Here is a 22,583-nt window from a genome sequence, read left to right as displayed (position 1 = left end):
CAAGGGACAGCAACCCCGATGCGCGCCAGTTTCGTCTTCAGCGAGGTAGTCACCGGCTTGCGCCGGAACGTCACGATGACCATCGCGATGATCCTCACCACGGCGGTCTCCCTCGCCATGCTCGGCTTCGGTCTGCTGGCCGTCGGAACGATCGACAAGATGAAGGCCAACTTCCTCGCCGACGTCGAGGTTTCGGTCTATCTGGTCAACGACATCAGTTCGGGTGACCCCAACTGCTCGCAGTCCGCCTGCCAGTCGCTGCGCCAGGACCTGCAGGGCAACGACGGCGTCGAGTCGGTCGTGTTCGAGAACCGCGAGCAGTCCTACGAGCGGTTCAAGAAGATGTTCGAGAGCCAGCCGGAACTGCTCGCGCTGACCGGGCCGGAGGCGCTGCCCGCGTCGCTCCACGTCAAGCTGAAGAACCCCGAGCGCAGCCAGGCGATCATCCAGGAGTACACCGGCAAACCCGGCGTCAGCAAGGTCGACGACCAGCAGAAGGCGCTGGACCGCGTGTTCAACGCGCTCAACGGTGTGCGGAACCTGGCGTTCGGGGCCGCGCTGATCATGGCCATCGCCGCGCTGCTGCTGATCGCCAACACGATCCAGGTGTCGGCGTTCACCCGGCGCACCGAGGTCGGCATCATGCGCCTGGTCGGCGCGACCCGGTGGTACACGCAGCTGCCGTTCCTCCTGGAGGCGGTGGTCGCCGGCCTTGTCGGCGCGCTCATCGGTATCGTCTTCCTGGTGCTCACCAAGGTGCTGCTGCTCGACTTGGTGCTCACCGGTGACGTGTTCCCCGCGGTCGGCATGCTCGAATTGCTGTTCCCGGTGGCACCGATCCTGATCGCCGTCTCGGTCGTCATTTCGGCGATCACCGGCTACGTGACGCTGCGTCTGTACGTGCGCCACTAGCCGCCCGATAACCACCTGCCCGAACACAGAAACTCACGTAGAGTCGCCGCTATGCCCAAGGAACGTGGACACAAGGTGATCGTGTCGAACCGCAAGGCTCGCCACGATTACTCCATCCTCGACACCTACGAAGCCGGTCTCGTGCTCGTCGGTACCGAGGTGAAGAGCCTGCGTGAGGGACGGGCGTCACTGGCCGACGCGTTCGCCACGGTGGACGACGGCGAGGTCTGGCTGCGCAACGTGCACATCCCGGAGTACGTGCAGGGCACGTGGACGAACCACACCCCGCGCCGCACCCGGAAACTGCTGCTGCACCGCCAGGAGATCGAAAAGCTCATCGGCAAGACCAAGGAGAGCGGCCTTTCGCTGGTCCCGCTGTCGATGTACTTCAAGGACGGCAAGGTCAAAGTCGAGATCGCGCTGGCGAAGGGCAAGAAGTCCTACGACAAACGTCAGGACATCGCCAAACGCGACGCGGACCGCACCATCAGCCGGGCCATGGGCCGGGCGCTGAAGGGCCGGTACAACGATTGATCCACGGGCCCGCTTCGGACGCCGAGATCCCTGAGTGGATCTCGGCGCTGGGCATCGACGGACTTGTGGACATCCACCTGCACTTCCTGCCGAAGCCGGTCATGGACAAGGTGTGGGCCTATTTCGACCAGGCCGAGGAGCACTACGGCGTGGCCTGGCCGGTGTATTACCGCACGTCGGAAGCGGAGCGGATCGAAACCCTGCGCTCGTTCGGCGTGCGGAAGTTCGCGCCGCTGGTCTATCCGCACAAGCCGGGGATGGCCGAATGGCTGACGTCCTGGGCGTTGGAGTTCGCCGAACGCGTCCCGGACGCCGTGCCGACGGGCACGTTCTACCCCGAACCGGCCGCCCTGTCCGTTGTGGACGGTGCGCTGCGGGCGGGCGCCCGCTGTTTCAAGGCGCACGTCCAGGTCGGCGCCTACGACCCGCGTGACGAGCTGCTGGACGGTGTCTGGGGCGCGCTGGCGGACGCGGGTGTCCCGGTGGTCGTCCACTGTGGACACGGACCGTTGAAGGGTGCCTACACCGGGCTACGGCTGTTCGAAGAGATCCTCGTCCGGCATCCGAACTTGACGCTGGTGCTCGCACACGCCGGCATGCCGGAGATCGATTTCGCGTTCGAGCTGGCCCGGAAGTATCCGCGAGTGCATCTCGACACCACGATGGTCGGGGTCGAGTTCACCCTGCGCGGCAACCCGCTCCCGCCGGACTGGACGGACCTGCTGGCGGAATTCCCGGATCGCGTCGTGTTCGGCACCGACTTCCCCAACATCCCGTACTCGTACGCCACACAGCTGCAGGCGATCGCCGGCTGGGCGGCCGACGATCGCCTGGGTGAGCCTTTCCTGCGGGCGGTGCTGCACGACACCCCCGCGAAACTGCTCAGCGTTTGAGCTGCGCCACCTCGGTGACCGAGACCGCGCGGCCGAGCAGCCGCGTCCCGAGCTCCGTGACCTGGATCTGCTTGCCCGCCAGAAGGAATCCGCCGGTCGCGAGTGCCACCCACGGTGCCGGACCCTGCGTGAGACCGTCGCTCAGCGGGGCGAAGCCGTGCGCGGCCAGCCCGAGCAGGCCGCCGGCGATCGCGAGTCCGGCCAAGACGAGCTGAGGCGTCTGCGCGGTCGAGGCGGGACCAGAGCTCCGCGTTTCGAAGCGGGCGAACAGCCGCAGGAGACCGAGGAGCACCAGACCACAGGCGCCGAGCCAGGCGGGGACCATCGTCAGCCACAGCACGGAACCCGGTTCCGGAGTCTCGTAACCCAGGCCGTAGACCGCGACACCGGAGACGACGATCAGCGCCGGCATGTGCCACAGGTAGACGCTCATGAACCGGGGGCCGATCCACTTGAGAGCGGCGTCCAGGTCCGGACGGGCGGCCAAGGCGTTCAGCTGCGGTTTGAAGGCCAGCAGGAGACCGATCTGGCCGATCGCGAGGAAGGCCAGCAGCACGGTGGGCGGGCTCATGTTCGACACCGGCGCGCCCGGCATGCCGATCATGCTGGCCGGGTACGGGCCGAAGGCGACCATCAGCGCGGTGATGCCGAACCCGATGCTCGCCATGCCCAGGGCGGCGTTGCGGCTCAGCGAGCCGAGACGGCCCCGCGTGTAGTGGAAACCGAGCTGGTGCACGGCCATCCAGACGAAGATCGCGTTCGCGAAACCGATCAGGCCGAGGTCGTTGAAGCGGGCGACGTCGACGAGGACGGCGGCGGCGAGCATGACCAGCGGAACCTTGAGGCCCCAGCGGCGATGCGCGGTGGCCATCAGCGGCGTGAGCAGCACGGTGAGCACGTACACGGCCAGGAACCACAGCAGCTGGGCGGCGATCGCGCCGCCGACCTGCAACGGCTGCTCCGGAATGCCCATCCCGCGCAGGATGTCCGGGACGAACAGCCAGACGGCCACCAGCGGCAGCACCGGGATCATCAACCGCTTCAGCCGTGCGGCGAGCCAGGAACGGGAGCTTTCGGCGCGTCCCAGGGAAATCAGGTTCGCCGCCCCACCGGCGAAAAAGACCAAGGGCATCACCTGCGACAGCCAGGTGACGACCCACCAGCCAGGGGTCGCGAGGGCGTTCCCGGTGGACAATTTGCCGTCGGCGTAGGAAAGCACCGGCATTCCCCAGTGCTGGACCACGACCGCGAGGATCGCGACCGCTCGGACGATGTCCAGGAACCTGTCCCGGCCCTGTTTCTGGCTTGTGTGCATGGAAAGAAGCCTGGTGCTTTCCATGCCCGGAAACAGCAGTGCGTGCCGCCGTATCGGTCTTCCTGTTTTCGCCCGTCGAAGGTGGAGTTTTCCCTACCCCACACCGTCGGGTTCGGGCTCGGGCCGTGGCGCGGGCTCCGGGACCGGTGCGGAGCACAGCCGGAATTCCCAGCAGTCGTCCTCGGCGCGCCCGAGTTCGTACCGGGTTTCGATCTTCGGCCCGTCGTGCAGATGGACGTGTTTGAGCACGGTGCCCGCGATCGGTTCGGTGTCACCGAGTTCCTGGACGCGGCCGTCGAGAGGGCCGCCGAAGAAGCGGACACGATGGGAGGGCCGGTCGGTCATGGGTCCTCCTCGGTTCGACTCGTCTCTCACCACCAGTCTGCCCATGTTAGGTGAGTGACGGCGTCGCCACCAAGAGCTACTTCAGCGTCCTAAGTAAGTGAGCACCGCGCGGACCCGGCGGTGTTCCACCGAACTCGCTTCGAGGCCGAGCTTCGAGAAGATGTTGCCGATGTGCTTCTCGACGGCGCCGTGCGAGACGACGAGCGAGTTCGCGATCGCGGTGTTCGACAGGCCCTGCGCCATCAGCCCCAGCACCTCGGATTCGCGGGCGGTGAGCGCGTCGAGCGGGTTCTTGCGGCCGCGCGCCATCAGCTGCGCGATGACGTCCGGATCGATGGCCGTGCCGCCGCCGGCGACACGTTCGACCGCGTCGAGGAAGTCGCCGACGTCCGCGACGCGTTCCTTGAGCAGGTAACCGACTCCGCCCGCGCCGCCGGACAGCAGTTCGACGGCGTAGCTCTCTTCGACGTACTGGGAAAGCACGAGAACGGGCAGACCGGGGACGGCTTCACGGGCGCCCAGCGCCGCGCGGAGACCTTCGTCGGTGAACGTGGGCGGCATCCGGACGTCGACGATGGCGAGATCCGGCCGGTGCTCCTTGACCGCGCCGAGCAGGTCGTCGCCGTTGTCCACGGCGGCGACGGTCTCGATGTTCTCGTCGGCGAGCAGTCGGATCACCCCCGCGCGCAACAGCACAGCGTCTTCGGCGATGACGACCCGCATCCTGCCCCCAGGTTCGTGAGTGAACGGCAGGGCCTATTCACTCACGAACGGGTCACCACTGGCACGGCAGGTCGGCGCGAATCACCGTCGGGCCACCCGGCGGGCTGACGACGGTGATCACGCCGTCGATCGTGGCCGCGCGGTCGGCGAGCCCGGCGAGCCCGCCACCAGGACGGACTTCGGCGCCGCCGTGACCGTTGTCGGTGATCTCGACGATCACCATCGAGTCGGTGCGCCACACCTTCACGCCCGCCTCGGTCGCGCCCGAGTGCTTCGCGATGTTCGTCAGCGTCTCGCCGACGATGAAGTACGCCGTCGTCTCGACCGCGGCCGGCGGACGGGGTTCGACGTCCACCTCCACATCGACGTGGATCGGGGATTTCGCGGCCTGCGCGGACAGCGCCGCGTCGAGGCCACGGTCCCCGAGCACGGCCGGGTAGATGCCCCGGGCGAGATCGCGCAGTTCCGACACCGCCAGCTTCGCGTCGAGGTGCGCCTCGTCGATCAGTTCGCGCACGGCGTCCGGGTCCTGGTCGAACTTCGACTTCGCGCGGCCCAGGCTCATCGCGACCGCGACCAGTCGCTGCTGGGCGCCGTCGTGCAGGTCGCGCTCGATGCGGCGGCGCTCGGCCTCGGCGGCGTCGACACCGCGAGCCCGCGATGCTTGCAGCCGCTCGGCCTTCTGCTCCAGCTTCTGGGTGCGGTTCGGGCCGAGCAGGGAGAACGCGAGGTTGCCGTGCAGCCAGCCGATCCACGGGGTCACCCAGATCGCCATCGGCAGCAGCACGATCGACGCGATCGCGATCGGGAACTCGACGCAGGCCAGCGGGAACGCCACCATCAGGTAGGCGAGGTCACGCCACGTCGTCGGGTCGGTCAGCCGGGTCAGCCAGCGTTTGACCAGCGAAAGCCCTTCGACGGGGAGACGCTCGACAGGCTCCAGCGGGGTTTCGAGCATCTTCCGTGCCCAGCCCCGCTCCCGGTCGGCGGACCAGCGGATGAAGTTGGTCGTGGCCATGAGGATCGGGAAGCCGATCCACACCACCGCCGTCCCGATGCCGACCGCGAGGCCGACGATGATCAAGACGAACTGGAGCAGCCGGAACAAGAAGCTGACGAACATGTAGACGATCGACCTCAACGGTCGCGGCCGCGGGATGTCGACGTGCTGTACCTGCTGATCGATCGTCATCCGCGCACCGTGCTCATCGTCGGAACCTCGCCCCATGAATCCTCCAGACGGCGGCGCTGGGCGTGAGTCGGCCCGAGCAGCGCCGCCGCCAGCCGGGCATGCAGCCCTGCCAGCGCCTTCGTCAACGCTACCGACAGGGCGACGCACAACACGCCGAGAGCCGCCCAAGGCAGCGCCGAGACCGTCGAGTCGACGGTGAACCACGCGTTCTCCCAGTTCGGGAAGCGATACTCGCCGCCGGGCAGGAAACGGTAGTAGATCGGCAGGCCCGCGAGCCCGAGACTGGTCGACCAGAACACCGCGACCAGCACGAACTCGATGATCCCGAGCGGGAAGAGCAGGAAGAAGTAGCCGAGGTCTCGCCAGGTCGAGCTGTCCTTCAACCGCGCCTTCCAGCGCACCGACTGGGCGGCGGCGGGCAGCGGGAGGTACGGCAGGTCGATGTAGCGGTCGAGCAGCGCGTACACCCTGGCGCGCTCCATCCGGGCCGCCCCGCGGACGGTCAGGATCACCAGCGCGAGGATGGGCAGCCCGATCCAGACGATCGCCGTGCCGATCCCCGCCCAGATGAACGCCATCAGGAGCGCGAAGGCGCACACGCCCATCGGCAGGTTCATCAGCAGGTAGACCAGCGAGCCGCCGAACGACGGATCGGACCTGCTCAGCTCCCGCTCGGCCGCTAGCGAACTCATGGTCGTGCTCCTCTCCTGATCGAGGAGACAAGCATCGCGCGCAGGGGCGCCCGGTGACATGGTGCCCACGGGCATCTCCCAGGTGGGGCTAGCCCCACCTGCGGGATTAACCCGGTTGCCGACCGCGTTATGATGTACAGGTTGTGTCCCACCAAGGGGGTGAACGGTTTCGACTTTGGACGTTGAATCAGGAGAAGCGTGCCGGTGCAGGCGAGAGACCACCGTAAGCGTCATCGCAAACCAATAAGCGCCGAGCCTAAGAGCCAGCGCGAGTTCGCTCTTGCTGCCTAAGCAGTAGAGCAACTCTGTCGGTCCGGGGTCGCCTCCGACCCGGTCACCGGCATCAGCTAGGAGGCTTACCGCCACACTCGGCTGCGGGGTGTGGTTGGGAATCAAACAGTGGCTGGGCTCGTCACTTCAGCTTGTTCGCGTGACTGAAGGGGCCAAGTAGAGACATAGCGGACTGCGCACGGAGAAGTCCTGGTGATACGCCAGAGGACCCGGGTTCAATTCCCGGCACCTCCACTGGTCGAACGGCGAGTGCTCGTACGAGCACTCGCCGTTTCCCGTTTCCGGCCCTCGGATGGGTTGCGGTGAAGGCGGAGACGTGTTCAAAATATGGTCATGTTCAATTCAAATGAACATTCAGGCTCGCTGAACGAAGGGGGCTTGTCCGCCGAAGCGCGCTCCCGGCTCCAGGAGCTGGGGCTCCGGCTCGAAGTGCTCGCCGAAGTGCGGGAGCAGGGCCGTCAGGTGGATGCCCTCGTGCGGCTCACGACGGCATCCGGCGCTGCCCGGACCTACGGGGTCGAGATCAAGCAGCGGATGACCGCGGAGCTGGCCACGGCGGTCCACTTCCCGTCGGAGCCTCCGCCGCTGCTGTTCACCACGTACCTCAGTGAACCTGTCGCCGAGCGGCTGCGTGCCCGAAGGATCGACTACGTGGACACCGCGGGCAACGCCCACCTCGTCTGGGATGACGTCCTGATCGACGTCCGGGGTCGTCGCAAGCCGGCCATGCCCGCCGGACGAGCCTCCTCGCGCGGCGCAGGAGCCTTCGGCAGGGCCGGTCTTCAGGTCCTGTTCGTCCTTCTCAGCTGGCCGGAGACGACAGCCTTTCCCTACCGTCGGTTGGCCGAGATGAGCGGTGTGTCGCTCGGCACGGTCAAGACGGTCATCGATGAGCTCACCGGCGCCGGCTACTTGTACGAGCGTGGGAACGAGCGGCGGCTTGCCCGCGGAGCCGAACTGCTCGACCGATGGTCGGAGGCGTACTCGATCACCTTGGACGCCGCGCTGGCTCTCGGTGACTTCGCCGCGGCCGACCTTTCATGGTGGCGCGGCGCGGAAGCCGATCTGCTTTCCCAGGGAGTCCAGGTGGGAGGGGAAGCCGGGGCGAGCCTGCTCGACTCGCATCTGCGGCCGGCCTCGCTCACGCTTTACGCCACCAGGCTGCCGGTGCAGCTCATCGGCAGGCATCGCTTGGCCCGGACGGAAAACGACGGCAACGTGTATTTCCGGACCAAGTTCTGGCAAGCGCCCGAACCGGAGTCCTGGATCGTGCCGTCCCCGCTGATTTACGCGGACCTGTTGGCCTCGGGGGATCCGCGCCAGCGCGAGCACGGAGACCGGATTCGGAGCGGTGATGATCGACTTAAGCGCATCGACCGAACCTGAAATCCTTCTCGCCGCGAGAGTGCTGGCCCGGGTGGATGCCATCGCCCGTGCCGAGGCGGTCGACTACCTCGTGGTCGGGGCGACGGCACGCACGATTCTGTCGATAGGGCTGGTCGGTGGCCCACCCGAACGGGCCACCGAGGACATCGATATCGCCGCCGCGATGGGTACCTGGGACGACTTCGAACAGTTCGTGAGCCGGCTGGAACCGTATGGCAGGAGCGCGCATTCGTTTCTGGTGGAAGGCGTCGAGGTGGATGTGCTGCCATACGGTGCTATCGAAGACGAAGACCGGACCATCCTCTGGCCCGACGACCATCGCATGAATGTCCGTGGGCTGAGGGAAGCCGTGGCATCGGCCGAGCCGGTGCTCCTGCCGGGTGGGCTCGTCATCAAGGTTCCCGCGGTGCCGGCGCTGGCTTTGCTCAAGCTGCTGACGTGGTGGGATCGGCGTGTGGAGACCACGCGCGACGCCATCGATCTCGGGACGATGATCGGCTGGTACTCATCGGGGCCGTACTTGGATCGGCTCTATGGCGAGGAACTCGAAGTTCTCGAGCGGAACGGCTATGACCCCGCGCTCGCGGGAGCCTGGCTGCTGGGTTCGCACATGCCGGGTCTGCTCGATCTCGAGGGCGTCGCGGTACTGCTCGGCATCGTCGGCGACGATGACGTACTGGCTCGGTTGGCCAACGACGTTCGTCTGCCGCGGAGAGGGCGCCTTGTCGAAGCGCTGGCCGACGGCATAAAAGAGGCGAGTTCCTTTGGCGCTTAGCTTCTTGATCGCGTGCATCCCCTGCGGACTTCGAAGTTCCTTTTTGCCGACGGGGCAGGCGCACCACCCAACGATCTTTGGAGAATTTTCTGAATCACGGAGAGTAGCTAAATCAAGGTCGATTTCATCTCGATTCACCCTCAATGGTGATCTTGGTTGGGCGAGGTGTCATGCTGAGTGTCCGACCATGGCCCTCTAACGAAACGACCCCGTGTCGCCGGAGGGCCGGAAGAAGGTGGCAGATGACCTGGGCCAGGCACTCCAGTCGTCCCGATCCCGCAGAAGACCAGAGCCGGATGGCCGGTGTGCGCGCGGAGGAAGAAGTCCGCCTCACCCTGCAGAACGGCAGAGCCGCCAGGACTGTCGCGGGGCATGCCTCGGACGCCATCGACTGCGCGGAACTGCTGGCGATGCTCGGGCTCGAAGGAGTCCAGAAGAAGCACGTTCAGCGCACCTGACCCCCGATCCGAGTGGTCAGTTCGGCCGCGGTCAGGCGGACCTCTTCGGCCAGCTCAGGCCAAGTTTCCTCGCAGCCCTCGGCCCCCGGGCAGAGATGGCGGAGGGTCACGCTGATCGCGGCCATCGGCCGGCCGCCGTGATCGAAGACCGGGCAGGCGACCGAGGCGAATCCTTCGGTGACATGGCCGTCTTCGACCGCCCAGCCGAGTCTGCCTTCCGCGTTCAGCGTGCGGCGCAGTTCGGCGAGCGTGCGCGGGCCGCGGCCGGTGCGCAGGATGAACGCCGACGCGGCCGGGAAGAGCGCGCGCACGTGGGGCGACGGCAAGTGGCGGAGTATCGCCCTGCCTGACGCCGTGAGCTGCCCCGGCAGCCGGACGCCGACCTCGGTCACCAGGGTTTCCGGGCGGGTGGGTCGCTCCTTGACCAGGTAAAGCGACTCGTTGCCGTGCAGTACGCCTAGATGTGCGGTGTGGCCGACGCGGTCGGCGAGTTTGCGCAGCAGCGGGACCGCGAGCCGTTCGAGTGGGTCGTGCCGCAGGTAGGCCGAGCCGAGTTCGAACGCGGCGATGCCGAGGCCGTACCGGCGCTCGGCGGGCAGGTGTGTCACGAAACCGGCGGCCTCCAGCTCGGCGAGCAGGTGATACGTCGTCGAACGCGGGAGGCCGAGTTCGCGCGCGATCGCGGCCGCCGACACCGGGCCGGGACGGGCTGCGAGCGCGCGAAGGATGCCGAGGCCGCGTCTGAGCGCCGGTACTTCGCTGCTGTCACCCACGTCGACCTCCTGTTCTTCCGGCGGCGGGAGCAAGGGACCTTTGCTATCACCTGTCTCGACGTTGAGAGAAGTGATAGCAAAGGTCCCTTGCTCTCCTTATGGCGACTGTGTGGATTTCGGTGCGTCCAACGCAACAAAATCCACACGGTCAGTAGGCATGGTTACCCAGCGTGTGTGGTGTGTGGAAATAGGGACACTCAACGTCCCTATTTCCACACACCCCCTGCCCGCGATAGCAAAGGTCCCTTGCTATCGCGTGGTGTGTCTTGGATACCAGACACAACCACCGGTTGGGGCCGCCCACCAGCGGGCATGGCGTTGTCCAATGGGGCTATGCCGGAAACCGTACTTCTGGGGTCAGAACCGCTTCGGCCCGAACAGGTCGTCGCGGTCGCCCGTGACCACTCGCCCGTCGCGGTCAGCGAAGCGGCCGAGAAGAACCTCGCCGCGACGCGTCAGCACATCGACGACCTCGCCCATGCCGAGACGCCGACGTACGGCGTTTCGACGGGCTTCGGTGCGCTCGCCACCAGGCATATCCCTCTGGAGAGCCGCACCGCTTTGCAGCGGTCGCTGATCCGTTCGCACGCGGCGGGCGCCGGGCCGGTCGTGGAGACCGAGGTCGTGCGGGCGCTGATGCTGCTGCGCCTCCGCACCCTCACCAGCGGCTACACCGGCGTCCGGCCGAAGACCGCGCAAGCGCTTGCCTCCCTGCTCAACGCCGGGATCACCCCGCTCGTCCACGAGTACGGCTCCCTCGGCTGCTCCGGTGACCTCGCGCCCTTGGCCGCCGTCGCGCTGGCGCTGATGGGGGAGGGCGAAGTCGAGTACAACGGCGAAGTCGTCCAGGCCGGCGTCGCGCTGAAGCACGCCGGGATCGAGCCGGTCGTTCTCGCGGAGAAGGAGGGCCTAGCCCTCACGAACGGGACCGACGGCATGCTCGGCATGCTCCTGCTGGCCGCTGCCGACCTGCGCAAGCTTTTCGACACGGCCGACATCACCGCGGCGATGAGCGTCGAAGCGCTCCTCGGCACCGATCGCGCCTTCGCCGCCGACCTCCAGGCCCTGCGCCCGCACCCCGGACAGGCACGGAGCGCCCAGCGGATGTGGACGGCGCTTCAGGACTCGAAGATCGTCGAGAGCCACCGCGGCCCGGACTGCAACCGTGTCCAGGACGCGTACTCCCTCCGCTGCGCGCCCCAGGTGCACGGCGGCGCACGCGACAGCCTCACGCACGCCGAACTCGTCGCGGAGCGTGAACTTCACTCCGCGGTCGACAACCCGGTCGTGTTGTCCGACGGCCGCGTCGAGTCCAACGGCAACTTCCACGGCGCCCCGGTCGCGTACGTGCTCGACTTCCTCGCCATCCCGCTCGCGGACGTCGCCAGCATCGCCGAGCGCCGCACCGACCGGATGCTCGACAAGGCCCGCTCGCACGGCTTGCCGCCCTTCCTCGCGTTCGATCCCGGTGTCGACTCCGGCCACATGATCGCCCAGTACACGCAGGCCGCCGTGGTCAGCGAACTCAAGCGACTCGCGGTGCCGGCGTCGGTCGACTCGATCCCGAGCAGCGCCATGCAAGAAGACCACGTCTCCATGGGCTGGTCCGCCGCGCGCAAGCTGCGCAAGGCCGTCGAGGGGCTCAACACCGTCCTCGCCATCGAACTGCTCACCGCCGCGCGCGCCCTCGACATGCGCGCGCCCCTGGTCCCGTCGCCGGTCACCGGCCGGGTCCGGGATCTCGTCCGTACCAAGGTCGAGGGCCCCGGCCCCGACCGTCATCTGGCGCCGGAGATCGCCGCCGCCGAAGAACTCGTCGCGTCGGGTGCCGTCCTCGCCGCGGCCCAATTGGAGGTCTGAGCCCATGACCCGCACGGTCCGTGCCGCCCGAGGCACCACGCTCACCGCGAAGAACTGGCAGACCGAAGCCGCGTTGCGGATGTTCCACAACAACCTCGACCCCGACGTCGCCGAGCGCCCGGAGGACCTGGTCGTCTACGGCGGCACCGGCAAGGCCGCCCGTAACTGGGCCAGCTTCGACGCGATCACCCGCGAACTGATCACTTTGGACAGTGACGAGACGCTGCTCGTCCAGTCCGGCAAGCCGGTCGGCGTGTTCCGCACGCACGAATGGGCGCCGCGGGTGCTCATCGCGAACTCCAACCTCGTCGGCGACTGGGCGACGTGGCCGGAATTCCGCCGCCTGGAGGCCCAGGGCCTGACCATGTACGGCCAGATGACCGCGGGTTCCTGGATCTACATCGGCACGCAGGGAATCCTGCAGGGCACCTACGAAACCTTCGCCGCTGTCGCCAAGAAGCGTTTCGGCGGGACCCTCAAGGGAACGCTCACCGTCACCGCCGGACTCGGCGGCATGGGCGGCGCGCAGCCGCTGGCCGTCACGATGAACGACGGCGTCGCGCTCGTCATCGAATGCGACCCGCAGCGCGCCCACCGCCGCGTCGAGACCCGCTACCTCGACGAGGTCGCCGACGACCTCGACGACGCGATCCGCCGCGTGGAAGCCGCCAAGAAGGAGAAGCGCGCGCTGTCCGTCGGCGTCGTCGGCAACGCCGCCGAGGTGCTGCCGGAACTCCTGCGCCGTGGCGTCGAGGTCGACATCGTCACCGACCAGACCTCCGCGCACGACCCGCTTTCCTATCTGCCCAAGGGTATCGGCGTCGACGAGTGGCAGGACTACGCGGACAAGAAGCCCGACGAGTTCACCGAACGCGCCCGTGAGTCGATGGCGGAGCACGTCGAGGCGATGCTCGGCTTCCTCGACAAGGGCGCCGAGGTCTTCGACTACGGCAACTCGTTGCGGGGTGAGGCGAAACTCGGCGGCTGCGAGCGCGCGTTCGACTTCCCGGGCTTCGTGCCCGCCTACATTCGCCCGCTGTTCTGCGAGGGCAACGGCCCGTTCCGCTGGGCGGCGCTGTCGGGTGACCCCGAGGACATCGCGGCCACCGACCGCGCGATGCTGGAACTGTTCCCGGAGAACGAATCCCTCGCACGCTGGATCCGCCTCGCCGGTGAACGCGTCGCCTTCCAGGGACTTCCGTCGCGGATCTGCTGGCTCGGCTACGGCGAGCGGCACCTGGCGGGCTTGCGCTTCAACGAGATGGTCGCCAGCGGTGAACTGAAGGCGCCGGTCGTCATCGGCCGGGACCACCTCGACTCGGGCAGCGTCGCCTCGCCGTACCGCGAGACCGAGGGCATGGCCGACGGTTCCGACGCGATCGCCGACTGGCCGTTGCTGAACGCGCTGGTCAACACCTCCTCGGGCGCCAGTTGGGTGTCGATCCACCACGGCGGCGGTGTCGGCATGGGCCGCTCCATCCACGCGGGCCAGGTCAGCGTGGCCGACGGAACCCTGCTGGCCGCGCAGAAACTCGAGCGCGTGCTCACCAACGACCCGGGCATGGGCGTCATCCGGCACGTGGACGCCGGCTACGACCGCGCCGCCGACGTCGCCGACGAGCGCGGCGTGCGCGTGCCGATGCGGGACGCCGAGTGACCGCGTCCTCGCTGCTGGAGGAGATCTCGGACGTCGGCCGTGACCCGAAGCGCGGCGGCTATTCCCGCCACGCTTTCGACGCGGCCGAAACCGAACTGCGCGCGTGGTTCGTGGAACGCGCCGGACGGCTGGGACTGGGCGTCGAGACCGACCGCAACGGCAACATCTGGGCTTGGTGGGGCACACCCGGCCCGGACGCGGTCGTCACCGGAAGCCATCTCGACTCGGTGCCCGGCGGCGGCGCCTTCGACGGCCCGCTCGGGGTCGCGAGCGCGCTCGACGCGGTGGAGATCCTTCAGGCCAAGGGTTTCCGCCCCGCCAAACCGTTCGCCGTCGTGGTCTTCGCCGAGGAAGAAGGCGGCCGCTTCGGTGTTCCGTGCCTCGGCTCGCGGCTGCTGACCGGGACCATCGACGCGGACAAGGCACGCGGGCTGCGTGACCCCGACGGCGTCACGTTCGCCGAAGCGGCGGCGAAATCCGGTTTCGATCCCGAACTCGTCGGCCGCGACCCGGAGCGTCTCGGCCTGATCGGGCGGTTCCTCGAACTGCACGTCGAGCAGGGACGCGGACTGATCGACCTCGGCTCGCCGGTCGCGGTCGGCAATACGGTGATCGCGCACGGACGATGGCGATTCTCCTTCCATGGGCAGGGAAATCACGCCGGTGCGACGCTGATCGGCGATCGCCGCGACCCGATGATCCCGGCGGCCGAGACCGTCCTCGCCGTGCGGAAACTCGCGAAGGCGACGGCCGACGCCAGGGCAACGGTCGGCAGGCTCATACCGGTTCCCGGCGGTACCAACGTCATCGCGTCCACTGTGGACCTTTGGCTGGACGCGCGGGTTCCCGGCACGAGCACGCCCGAACTGGTCGCGGAGATCGCGAAACTCGCCGAGGAGGCCGCCGGTCAGGAAGGCTGCCGTGTCGAGGTCACCAGGGAGTCCTACTCGGACGACGTGATCTTCGACGACGCGCTGCGCCGCGACCTGGGCACCTGGCTGGGCGGGCCGCCGGAGCTGCCGACCGGGGCCGGGCACGACGCGGCGATCCTCGCCGGATTCGTCCCGTCCGGGATGCTCTACGTGCGCAATCCGACCGGGATCAGCCATTCCCCGGAGGAGTTCTCGGAGGCGGAGGACGTCGACCACGGCGCCCGCGCGCTCGCGGGCGTCCTGGAGAAACTGTCGACATGACGACATATTGGTGTGAGCGCGCCTGGTTGCCGCACGGGATCGCCGACGCCGTCCGGATCGAGGTCGACGGCGGGAAGATCACTTCCGTGACGGCGAACGCGCCGCGCGAAGGAACCGTCCTGAGTGGACTGACCTTGCCGGGCTTCGCCAACGGGCATTCGCACGCGTTCCATCGCGCGCTGCGTGGCCGGACGCATCATGACCGCGGGACGTTCTGGACGTGGCGCGAGCGGATGTATTCGCTCGCGTCCCGGCTGGAGCCGGATTCGTACTATCGCCTGGCGCGCGGGGTTTACGCCGAGATGGTGCTGGCCGGGTACACGAGTGTCGGCGAGTTCCATTACCTGCACCACGCGCCGGGCGGAAAGCCTTACGCCGAGCCGAACGCGATGGGTGAGGCGCTGCGGCAGGCCGCCGCGGACGCCGGGATCCGGCTCACGCTCCTCGACACGTGCTACCTGGCGGGTGGCATCGGCATCGAACCGGACGAGGTGCAGCGGCGCTTCTCCGACGGATCGGCTACGAAATGGGCGCAACGAGTCGGCGAATTGCGTGAAGGGGAGACGTTCCGGGTAGGGGGCGCGATCCATTCGGTGCGCGCCGTTCCCGAAGATCAACTGTCCGAAGTGGATCGTGGCACCGGACCGCTGCACATCCATCTTTCCGAGCAGCGGGCCGAAAACGAGCAATGCCTGGCGGCGTATGGCAGGACGCCGACAGAGCTGCTCCACGACCACGGGGTGCTCGGCGATCGGCTGACCGCGGTGCACGCGACACATCTGACGCCGCTCGACGTCGAGCGGCTGGGCGCGGCCCGGAGTCGCGCGTGTTTCTGCCCGACGACCGAGCGGGATCTCGGTGACGGGATCGGCCAGGCGCGGACGTTGCTGGACGCGAGGGTGCGGCTGTGCGTCGGCAGCGACAGCAACGCGATCGTCGACGCGTTCGAGGAAACCCGGGCGCTGGAGCTGAACGAGCGGCTCGCCAGCGAACAGCGTGGCCGGTTCTCCGCGGAGGAACTTCTCTCGGCGGCGACGGATCACGGGGCGATCGGCTGGGACGAGGTCGGCGAACTGGCGCCGGGCGCGGGCGCCGATCTGGTCACGGTCAGGCTCGGTTCGATGCGGACCGCCGGGATCGAGCCGTCCGGGGTGGTCTTCGCCGCGTCCGGCGCGGATGTGCGGAATGTCGTCGTCGCTGGGCGTGAGATCGTCCGCGATGGCGTGCACCAGCTGATCGACCGGCCGGAAACGGTCTTGGCCAAGGAGATCGAGGCATTGTGGCAGTCCTGATCACGGGTATCGGCGAGCTCACCACTAACGACGCCGAGCTGGGCAAACTCCGCGACGCGGCCGTCGTCATCGAGGGCGAGACGATCGCGTGGGTCGGCCCGGCGGCGGACGCGCCCGACGCGGACGAGCGGATCGACGTCGGCGGCCGTGCGGTGCTGCCGGGCTGGGTGGACAGCCACACGCACCTGGTGTTCGCCGGTGACCGGACGGCCGAGTTCGAGGCGCGGATGGCAGGGAAGGCGTACAGCGCCGGGGGGATCGCGGTCACCGTCGACGCGACGCGGTCGGCGTCCGACGAGCAGCTCGCGGCGAACCTGCGGCGCCACGTCGACGAAGCCGCGAAGCAGGGCACGACCTGCCTGGAGACGAAGACCGGCTACGGGCTCAACGTCGAAGACGAGGCACGGTCGGCGCGGATCGCCGCCGCGGTGGCCGACGAGGTCACGTTCCTCGGCGCGCATCTGGTGCCGCTGGGCGCGGACGCGGAGTCCTACGTGGACCTGGTGTGCGGCGACATGCTCGACGCCGTGGCGCCGCTCGTGCGATGGGCGGACGTGTTCTGCGAGACCGGTGCGTTCGACGAAGCGCAGTCCGGCCGGGTGCTGAAGGCGGCGCGGGAACGCGGTCTCGGGTTGCGGGTGCACGGGAACCAACTGGGGGAGGGGCCCGGCGTGCGGCTCGCCGTCGAGCTGGGGGCGGCGAGTGTCGACCACTGCACGTACCTGAGCGAAGCGGACGTCGAGGCTCTCGCTGCTTCGGACACCGTCGCGACGCTGTTGCCGGCGTGCGACCTGTCGACCCGGCAGCCGTTGGCGCCGGCGCGGCGGCTGCTGGACGCGGGGGCGACGGTCGCGCTGGCCAGCAACGCGAACCCGGGCAGTTCGTACACGACGTCGATGGCGTTCTGTGTCACGACCGCGGTGCTGCAGATGCGGATGACGATCGACGAGGCCGTGTGGTCGGCGACGGCGGGCGGCGCTCGCGCTCTTCGGCGTGACGATGTGGGCTTCGTGCGGCCTGGAGCGCGTGCCGACCTTCAGGTGCTGGAGGCGCCTTCGACGACGCACCTGGCTTACCGGCCCGGGGTGCCGCTGACGGCGGCTGTGTGGCGCCGTGGGGAGCTGCTGACCAGCGGTTTCGCGTCAAAGTGATAGCAAAGGTCCCTTGCTCCCCCGGCGGTCAGGAGGCCTGGTCGAGGGTCTCCTGAACCCGCTCACGCAGGGCGGGCGGGAGTTTGTCGAGCAGGTGGGACCACTGCTCGACGCGCTTCTCGCTCAGGTGGGTGAGCAGGTCGAGCACCGGCGCCCACAGGTCCTCGTCGGCGGCCGCGACCTCCAGGAGACCGCGGAACCGGGCCTCGGAGAGCAGCCCGAGGACGTGATCGATCCGGCTCTTGTCGTCGAGGACGAACGCGATCCGGATCAGTGCCTTGTCGCCGATCACGCCGAGGGCCCGGCGCACCGTCGGGTCGGGCAGGTGGCCGACGAAGCGGCCGACGGTGATCCAGTCCTCCCGGCGCACCAGTTCGTCGGCGACCGCGACGACGGTGTCGAGTGGGATGCGCGCGATGATCGCGCTCGCGCGGCGCGGGTCCAGTTCGGCCGCGACGTCGGACAGGAACTGCGGCTTCAGGCGCTTCGCGACGTCGACGCCGCGAGAGACGTCCACGAGCCCGGCGATCCGCGCGCACAGAAGCGGGCCGAAGACCTTCTCGGCGATCTTCGCGAGGATCGGGCTCGGGACGAGCTTGCTCGTCATCGCCATCCGTTCGAGGGCGGCGAGATTGGCGTCGAACAGCGTGTCCGTGACCTGCTCGCGGAACGCCTGGAGCTCCGCCGCGTCCACGTTCTCCAGGTAGGAGAGCCGTTCGGGGCTGGTGCCGAGGACACGGGCCAGTTTGAGGATCTCCGCCTGCGCGGCGAAGTTTTCGGTGGTCACAGGCCCACCACCTTGCGGATGGTGCCGCGCAGAAGGGCGGGTACGTACTTCAGGCCCTCTTCGCCCGCCTCGGCCAAAGCCTTGGCCTGACGGTGGCGCGCATCGCGCAACGCGTCGGAGAGGTCCTGCTTTTCGTTGTCGGCCAGCGCTTCGATGCCTGCCGGGACAGGACCGCCTAGCTGGCCGGTGAGTGTGCGCTCGGCCATGGTCGATCATCATGCCTCATGAATCCGGCGGAGACCCGATGATCGGGGGACCTTTACTTTCGTCCATGGCGGACGGTTCGGCGCGACTTGTAGCGTCCAGCCCGTGAAGGACGTTGAGGAGCCCGTGCGGCGCGGGCGGCGGCTGATCATGGACGTCGCCCTGTGGCTCGGGCTCTGCGGCTGGGTGGTCATCGACGCCGGATCCAGCACGAGGCCCTGGGAACTCTTCGCCGGGCTCACCGCGACCACCGCCGCGGTCGCCCTGTTGCGCCGGTACCCGCTGGTCTCGCTCGGGATCGCGATGGTCGCCAGTTTCGTGGTCATGGGCAGCTTCGGCGGCCGCGTGCCGGTCTGGGAAGGGTTCGTCCTGGTCGCGGTGAGTTACCTCGCCGGCTACCGGCAGCCGGTCGCGAAGCCGATGTTGCGCCTCTTCGTCGTCGTTTCGCTGATCGCGATCCCTGTCGCGCTGGTGTGGAGCAGGGACGGGTTCGCGTCCTGGGGCGCGCTGCTCGGTGTCCTGGTCTTCGCGTCGGTGACGCCGTGGCTGATGGGCCGGTACATCCGGCAGCGTGAGGACATGGCGCGCGACGGCTGGCGCCGCGCCGAGGAGATGGAGAGCCGTCAGCGCCTCGTCGCCGATCGCGCGCGGCTGCGCGAGCGCACCCGGATCGCCAGCGACATGCACGACTCACTGGGCCACGAGCTGAGCCTCATCGCGGTGCGCGCGGCGGCGCTGGAGGTCGCGGGCGGGCTCGACGAGCCTCAGCGGCAGGCCGCGGGCGAGTTGCGGCAGAGCGCCGCGACGGCGACCGAGCGGCTGCGCGAGATCATCGGGGTCCTGCGCGAGGACGACGCGCCGACCGAACCGGTGCACGAGAGCATCGACGACCTGCTCGACCGCGCCAGGGCGTCGGGCGTGCTGATCGAGTCCTCCGTGGACGGCCCGGTGGACGGTGAGCCGCGGATGGTCGACCGCGCCGCGTATCGCGTGGTCCAGGAATCGGTCACGAACGTGGTGAAACACGCGCCGGGGGCCGCGGTCACCGTCCGGGTCACGCGTTCGGCGGGGCGGACGGACGTCGTGGTCACCAACGCCGCGCCTCCCGCGGGACCGCTGCCGGGCAGGACCTCGGGCAAACGGGGCCTGATCGGACTGCGCGAGCGGGTCCGGCTGGTCGGCGGGACCTTGCGGGCAGGCCCCCACGACGGCGGATTCGAGGTCGGCGCGACTTTGCCACACGACGCGGCGCCGTCGGAGGAATCGCCGGAGAGTCAGGCGGCGATGGACGCCGAGGTGGGGCAGTCCCTTTCGGCCAGGGAGCTGGAACGCGCCCGCCGTGACGTCCGGCGCAGCCTGATCCAGGCGATCGTCGTGCCGATCGGGCTCTTCGGCGTGGTGGTCGCGATCAGCGGGAGCGTCTTCCTCGTCCAGTGGTACCGCTCCGTCCTGCCCGGCGGCGACTACGACCGCATCCGGACGGGTCAGACGCGGGCGGAACTCGCGTCCGTCCTGCCCGGCGCCCAGCGGATCGCGCGGCCACGCGTGGTGGAACCGCCGGTGCCCGCCGGGGCGACCTGTGAGTACTACGGCACAGAGCGCACTGTGTTCAACTTGAACTACGAGGCTTACAGGTTGTGCTTCGCCGCCGGGAAACTCGTGGCGAAGGACGTGATCACCGAAGACGAGCAAAGGGGGAACCCGGATGATCCGGGTGGTGCTGGCCGATGACGAGGCGATGATCCGCGCCGGGGTGTCGGCGATCCTGGCGGCGGACGCCGGGATCGAAGTGGTCGCGGAGGCCGAGAACGGCAGTGCCGCCATCGAGCAGGTGCGCGCGACCAGGCCGGATGTCGTGCTGCTGGACATCCGGATGCCGGTCATGGACGGGCTCAAGGCCGCCGAGGAGATCCGGCGGCTGCTGCCGGAGATCGGCGTGATCATGCTGACCACGTTCGGCGAGGACGCCTACATCGAGCGCGCGCTGGGCCTCGGCGCGAGCGGATTCCTGTTGAAATCCGGTGATCCCCGCGAATTGCTCGCGGGGATCCACGCTGTCGCCGGTGGCGCGGCCTTCCTCTCGCCGAAGGTCGCGCAGCGGGTCATCGCCCGGTTCTCCGGCAACCAGGTGTCGCGTGCCGAAGAAGCGAAGACACTGATCGGCAAGCTGACTCCGCGAGAGCAGGAAGTGCTGGCGCTCCTCGGTTCCGGACTGTCCAATGCGGACATCGCGGCGAAACTGTTCGTGGTCGAGGGGACCGTGAAGGCCTACGTGAGCACGATCCTCAACCGGCTCGGTGCCCGGAACCGGGTGCAGGCGGCGATCACGGCGTACGAGGCGGGACTGGTCGGCGGGGAACGGGAGGAATCCAGCCGCTGACGCCGGCGCCGATACGGGCGGTGAGCGCGCCGGGGAGCAGGCGGAACACGCCGTTCCGGACGGCCACGGCGAGCGGATTGCGCAGCTGTGGCCCGATTTTCCCGGCTTGGACCGAGGCTTTGACGACGCCCTGGCTGCGCGGGCGGCGTTGCTCGTCGTAACTCTTCAGCGCCGTGTCGATGTCATCGTCGGTGCTGAGCGCGGCGGCGAGGACGACGGCGTCTTCGATCGCCTGGCAGCCGCCCTGGCCGAGGAAGGGCGGCATCGCGTGGGCCGCGTCGCCGAGAAGGGCGACGCGGCCTTTCACGTATGAGGGCAGGGGAGTGCCGAGCAGGTAGAGATCGTGGTGGAGCAGCGTTTCGGGCTCTGTCGCGTCGATGAGCTCGGGAATGGGTTCGTGCCAGCCGCCGAAGCGGTTCTTCAGGTACGACTTCGGGTCTGCGTGTCGGATTCCCGCTTCGGCGACGTAGCTCGCCCACCAGTAGACACGGCCGTCGTGCAACGGGATCACGCCGATCTCGGCGCCGTCGTCCCAGCTCGTGCTGAGCTCGACCGGGCGCGGAGGGGTGGTCACCGCGCGGAAGGCGGTGCTGCCGCTGTAAACCGGCTCGGGATGCCGTGGCCACAGCTGTTTCCGGACGCCGCTGTGGATGCCGTCGGCGGCGATGACGACGTCCGCGTCGAGGTCGTCGAATCCGGTGACCTCGGTGCCGGTGCGGACGCTGCCGGTGGGCAGGGCGTCGCGGAGCGCGCCGATGAGATCGGCGCGGTGGATGGCGGCGAGCGGGCGGCCGTGATGACGGCGGAACGCCTCGGCGTCCCAACGGGTGATGCGGCGGCCTTCGCGGTCGTGGAGGCCGCCCGACGACTGTTCCCGCAGGTCGCCGAGGTGGATGTCCAGCGTTTCGAGCGAACGCAGGGCGTTCGGCCACAGGGAGATGCCAGCGCCGACGGCGGTGAGCTCCGGGGCTCGTTCCAGGACGGTGACCTCCCAGCCGATGCCGTGCAGCCCGATGGCCGCGGTCAATCCGCCGATTCCTCCGCCGACCACGATCGCTTTGCGCATGTCGACCTCCTCTACATGTGTAGAGTACTACTACACTTGTAGAGTGCGAAAGGCGACGATCGGGGACGCGGCCATCGAAGTGATCGCGGCCGAGGGAATGCGGGGGCTGACGCATCGCGCGGTCGACCGGTTCGCCGGGCTGCCGTCGGGGTCGACGTCGTATTACGCGCGGACGCGGGCGGCGCTGCTTGAGCTGGCGATCTCACGGATGGTCGAACTCGACGACGTCACCCTCGATCCGCCGCCCGGCGGGCTGGCCGAGTACGTGGCGGGGTTCGCGCACGCGGCGATCACGGGCGGGCGGACGCGGATGCTCGCGCGGTACGAGTTCGCGCTGGAGGTGACGCGGCGGCCGGAGTTGCGCGAGGCGTACGACCGCGGCGGGCTGATGATCCGGCGGCGGTGCGCCGAGGTGCTGGCCGGCCGCGGCTCGGCGGAGCCGGAGCGGCACGCGCGGGTGCTCGTCGCGTGGCTGGACGGGATGATCTTCGACGCGCTGGCCGGGACCGGCTCACTGCGGCCGCCGGGGCTCGGGGAGCTGACGACGGGGGCGAGGGAGGTGCTGGCGGGGCTCGGGGTGGCGGGGTAGCAGGGGACCTTTGCTATCGCCGGGGGCGCTGACCTGCGGTTTTGGCGGGGAAGGGAGCAAGGGACCTTTGCTGTCGCGAGGGGGTGTGTGGAAATAGGGACGTTGAGTGTCCCTG

The 22,583-nt window shown here is 68.6% G+C and carries 23 protein-coding genes and 1 other RNA gene; 15 read left to right on the top strand and 9 right to left on the bottom strand.

Going from position 1 to position 22,583, the window contains the following annotated elements; genetic code table 11:
• Nucleotides 1–18 precede the first annotated feature (18 nt).
• From ftsX to CFP71_RS23910, 3 genes are read left to right on the top strand one after another with little or no spacing between them, the layout of a single operon-like run.
• Complete coding sequence (gene ftsX / locus CFP71_RS23920) at nt 19–912, top strand: permease-like cell division protein FtsX (protein WP_093936186.1); 894 nt, start codon at nt 19–21, stop codon at nt 910–912.
• 51 nt (nt 913–963) lie between these two features.
• On the top strand, nt 964–1,446 hold the full coding sequence (gene smpB, locus CFP71_RS23915; protein ID WP_034322147.1) for an SsrA-binding protein SmpB: 483 nt from the start codon (nt 964–966) through the stop codon (nt 1,444–1,446).
• Nucleotides 1,443–2,339, top strand: a complete 897-nt coding sequence (locus tag CFP71_RS23910) for an amidohydrolase family protein (protein WP_093936185.1) — start codon at nt 1,443–1,445, stop codon at nt 2,337–2,339. Before smpB ends, CFP71_RS23910 begins: the two co-directional genes overlap by 4 nt.
• On the opposite strand, the gene CFP71_RS23905 is transcribed toward CFP71_RS23910, so the two are convergent.
• From CFP71_RS23905 to CFP71_RS23885, 5 genes are all read right to left on the bottom strand, one after another.
• Nucleotides 2,329–3,654 carry an acyltransferase family protein gene (locus CFP71_RS23905; protein WP_093936209.1) on the bottom strand — a complete coding sequence of 442 codons (1,326 nt, stop codon included), beginning with the start codon at nt 3,652–3,654 and terminating at the stop codon, nt 2,329–2,331. The two genes, CFP71_RS23910 and CFP71_RS23905, sit on opposite strands and share 11 nt — an antisense overlap.
• A gap of 93 nt (nt 3,655–3,747) precedes the next feature.
• Nucleotides 3,748–3,999 (bottom strand): hypothetical protein, encoded by a 252-nt coding sequence (locus tag CFP71_RS23900; RefSeq protein ID WP_093936184.1) that lies wholly within the window; start codon nt 3,997–3,999, stop codon nt 3,748–3,750.
• Nucleotides 4,000–4,080: 81 nt separating this feature from the next.
• Nucleotides 4,081–4,722 (bottom strand): response regulator transcription factor, encoded by a 642-nt coding sequence (locus CFP71_RS23895; protein WP_093936183.1) that lies wholly within the window; start codon nt 4,720–4,722, stop codon nt 4,081–4,083.
• 52 nt (nt 4,723–4,774) lie between these two features.
• Nucleotides 4,775–5,914 carry a sensor histidine kinase gene (locus tag CFP71_RS23890; RefSeq protein WP_093936182.1) on the bottom strand — a complete coding sequence of 380 codons (1,140 nt, stop codon included), beginning with the start codon at nt 5,912–5,914 and terminating at the stop codon, nt 4,775–4,777.
• Nucleotides 5,911–6,606 (bottom strand): sensor domain-containing protein, encoded by a 696-nt coding sequence (locus tag CFP71_RS23885; protein WP_093936181.1) that lies wholly within the window; start codon nt 6,604–6,606, stop codon nt 5,911–5,913. The genes CFP71_RS23890 and CFP71_RS23885 overlap by 4 nt, the downstream gene beginning before the upstream one ends.
• Before the next feature lie 155 nt (nt 6,607–6,761).
• Between CFP71_RS23885 and ssrA the strand changes: the two genes are divergently transcribed.
• From ssrA to CFP71_RS23865, 4 genes are all read left to right on the top strand, one after another.
• Nucleotides 6,762–7,134, top strand: a transfer-messenger RNA (tmRNA) gene (gene ssrA / locus CFP71_RS23880).
• Nucleotides 7,135–7,275: 141 nt separating this feature from the next.
• A complete protein-coding gene (locus CFP71_RS23875; RefSeq protein WP_208636023.1) occupies nt 7,276–8,283 on the top strand; it encodes a type IV toxin-antitoxin system AbiEi family antitoxin in 1,008 nt (335 codons plus the stop codon).
• A complete protein-coding gene (locus CFP71_RS23870) occupies nt 8,252–9,058 on the top strand; it encodes a nucleotidyl transferase AbiEii/AbiGii toxin family protein (RefSeq protein ID WP_143267158.1) in 807 nt (268 codons plus the stop codon). The genes CFP71_RS23875 and CFP71_RS23870 overlap by 32 nt, the downstream gene beginning before the upstream one ends.
• 242 nt (nt 9,059–9,300) lie before the next feature.
• Entirely contained in the window at nt 9,301–9,516 is a 216-nt protein-coding gene (locus CFP71_RS23865) for a hypothetical protein (RefSeq protein ID WP_093936178.1), read from the top strand.
• On the opposite strand, the gene CFP71_RS23860 is transcribed toward CFP71_RS23865, so the two are convergent.
• The gene (locus CFP71_RS23860; protein WP_093936208.1) at nt 9,504–10,289 is read right to left on the bottom strand and encodes an IclR family transcriptional regulator; all 786 of its coding nucleotides are present in this window, start codon (nt 10,287–10,289) and stop codon (nt 9,504–9,506) included. The genes CFP71_RS23865 and CFP71_RS23860 overlap by 13 nt on opposite strands.
• 333 nt (nt 10,290–10,622) lie before the next feature.
• Here CFP71_RS23860 and hutH point away from each other — a divergent pair, with 333 nt between their 5' ends.
• Genes hutH through hutI form a run of 5 tightly spaced genes read left to right on the top strand, consistent with a single transcriptional unit; the run spans nt 10,623 to nt 17,442 of the window.
• Complete coding sequence (hutH, locus tag CFP71_RS23855) at nt 10,623–12,149, top strand: histidine ammonia-lyase (protein ID WP_093936177.1); 1,527 nt, start codon at nt 10,623–10,625, stop codon at nt 12,147–12,149.
• A 4-nt stretch (nt 12,150–12,153) separates the two neighbouring features.
• Entirely contained in the window at nt 12,154–13,806 is a 1,653-nt protein-coding gene (gene hutU, locus CFP71_RS23850; protein ID WP_093936176.1) for a urocanate hydratase, read from the top strand.
• Entirely contained in the window at nt 13,803–14,999 is a 1,197-nt protein-coding gene (locus CFP71_RS23845) for an allantoate amidohydrolase (protein WP_093936175.1), read from the top strand. Before hutU ends, CFP71_RS23845 begins: the two co-directional genes overlap by 4 nt.
• A complete protein-coding gene (locus tag CFP71_RS23840; RefSeq protein WP_093936174.1) occupies nt 14,996–16,291 on the top strand; it encodes a formimidoylglutamate deiminase in 1,296 nt (431 codons plus the stop codon). The genes CFP71_RS23845 and CFP71_RS23840 overlap by 4 nt, the downstream gene beginning before the upstream one ends.
• The gene (hutI, locus tag CFP71_RS23835; protein WP_093936173.1) at nt 16,279–17,442 is read left to right on the top strand and encodes an imidazolonepropionase; all 1,164 of its coding nucleotides are present in this window, start codon (nt 16,279–16,281) and stop codon (nt 17,440–17,442) included. The genes CFP71_RS23840 and hutI overlap by 13 nt, the downstream gene beginning before the upstream one ends.
• A 28-nt stretch (nt 17,443–17,470) precedes the next feature.
• Here the strand turns inward: hutI and CFP71_RS23830 are convergent, their stop codons facing one another.
• Both CFP71_RS23830 and CFP71_RS23825 read right to left on the bottom strand, forming a co-directional pair.
• Nucleotides 17,471–18,229: a hypothetical protein gene (locus tag CFP71_RS23830; RefSeq protein ID WP_093936172.1), complete on the bottom strand. Its 759-nt coding sequence runs from the start codon at nt 18,227–18,229 to the stop codon at nt 17,471–17,473.
• Nucleotides 18,226–18,435 (bottom strand): hypothetical protein, encoded by a 210-nt coding sequence (locus CFP71_RS23825; RefSeq protein ID WP_005168441.1) that lies wholly within the window; start codon nt 18,433–18,435, stop codon nt 18,226–18,228. Before CFP71_RS23825 ends, CFP71_RS23830 begins: the two co-directional genes overlap by 4 nt.
• A 124-nt stretch (nt 18,436–18,559) precedes the next feature.
• Here CFP71_RS23825 and CFP71_RS23820 point away from each other — a divergent pair, with 124 nt between their 5' ends.
• A complete protein-coding gene (locus tag CFP71_RS23820; protein WP_093936171.1) occupies nt 18,560–20,164 on the top strand; it encodes a sensor histidine kinase in 1,605 nt (534 codons plus the stop codon).
• Nucleotides 20,139–20,813, top strand: coding sequence for a response regulator transcription factor (locus tag CFP71_RS23815; RefSeq protein WP_093936170.1), 675 nt, complete (start codon nt 20,139–20,141; stop codon nt 20,811–20,813). Before CFP71_RS23820 ends, CFP71_RS23815 begins: the two co-directional genes overlap by 26 nt.
• Here CFP71_RS23815 and CFP71_RS23810 read toward each other — a convergent pair.
• The gene (locus tag CFP71_RS23810; RefSeq protein ID WP_093936169.1) at nt 20,758–21,879 is read right to left on the bottom strand and encodes an FAD-dependent monooxygenase; all 1,122 of its coding nucleotides are present in this window, start codon (nt 21,877–21,879) and stop codon (nt 20,758–20,760) included. The genes CFP71_RS23815 and CFP71_RS23810 overlap by 56 nt on opposite strands.
• A gap of 43 nt (nt 21,880–21,922) precedes the next feature.
• Here CFP71_RS23810 and CFP71_RS23805 point away from each other — a divergent pair, with 43 nt between their 5' ends.
• Entirely contained in the window at nt 21,923–22,468 is a 546-nt protein-coding gene (locus CFP71_RS23805; RefSeq protein ID WP_093936168.1) for a TetR/AcrR family transcriptional regulator, read from the top strand.
• Nucleotides 22,469–22,583 lie beyond the last annotated feature (115 nt).

Origin of the sequence: Amycolatopsis thailandensis (assembly GCF_002234405.1) — a bacterium.
GTDB lineage: Bacteria > Actinomycetota > Actinomycetes > Mycobacteriales > Pseudonocardiaceae > Amycolatopsis > Amycolatopsis thailandensis.
The sequence above is the reverse complement of the archived record's forward strand: the minus strand, read 5'-3'. Positions and strand labels throughout refer to the sequence as shown.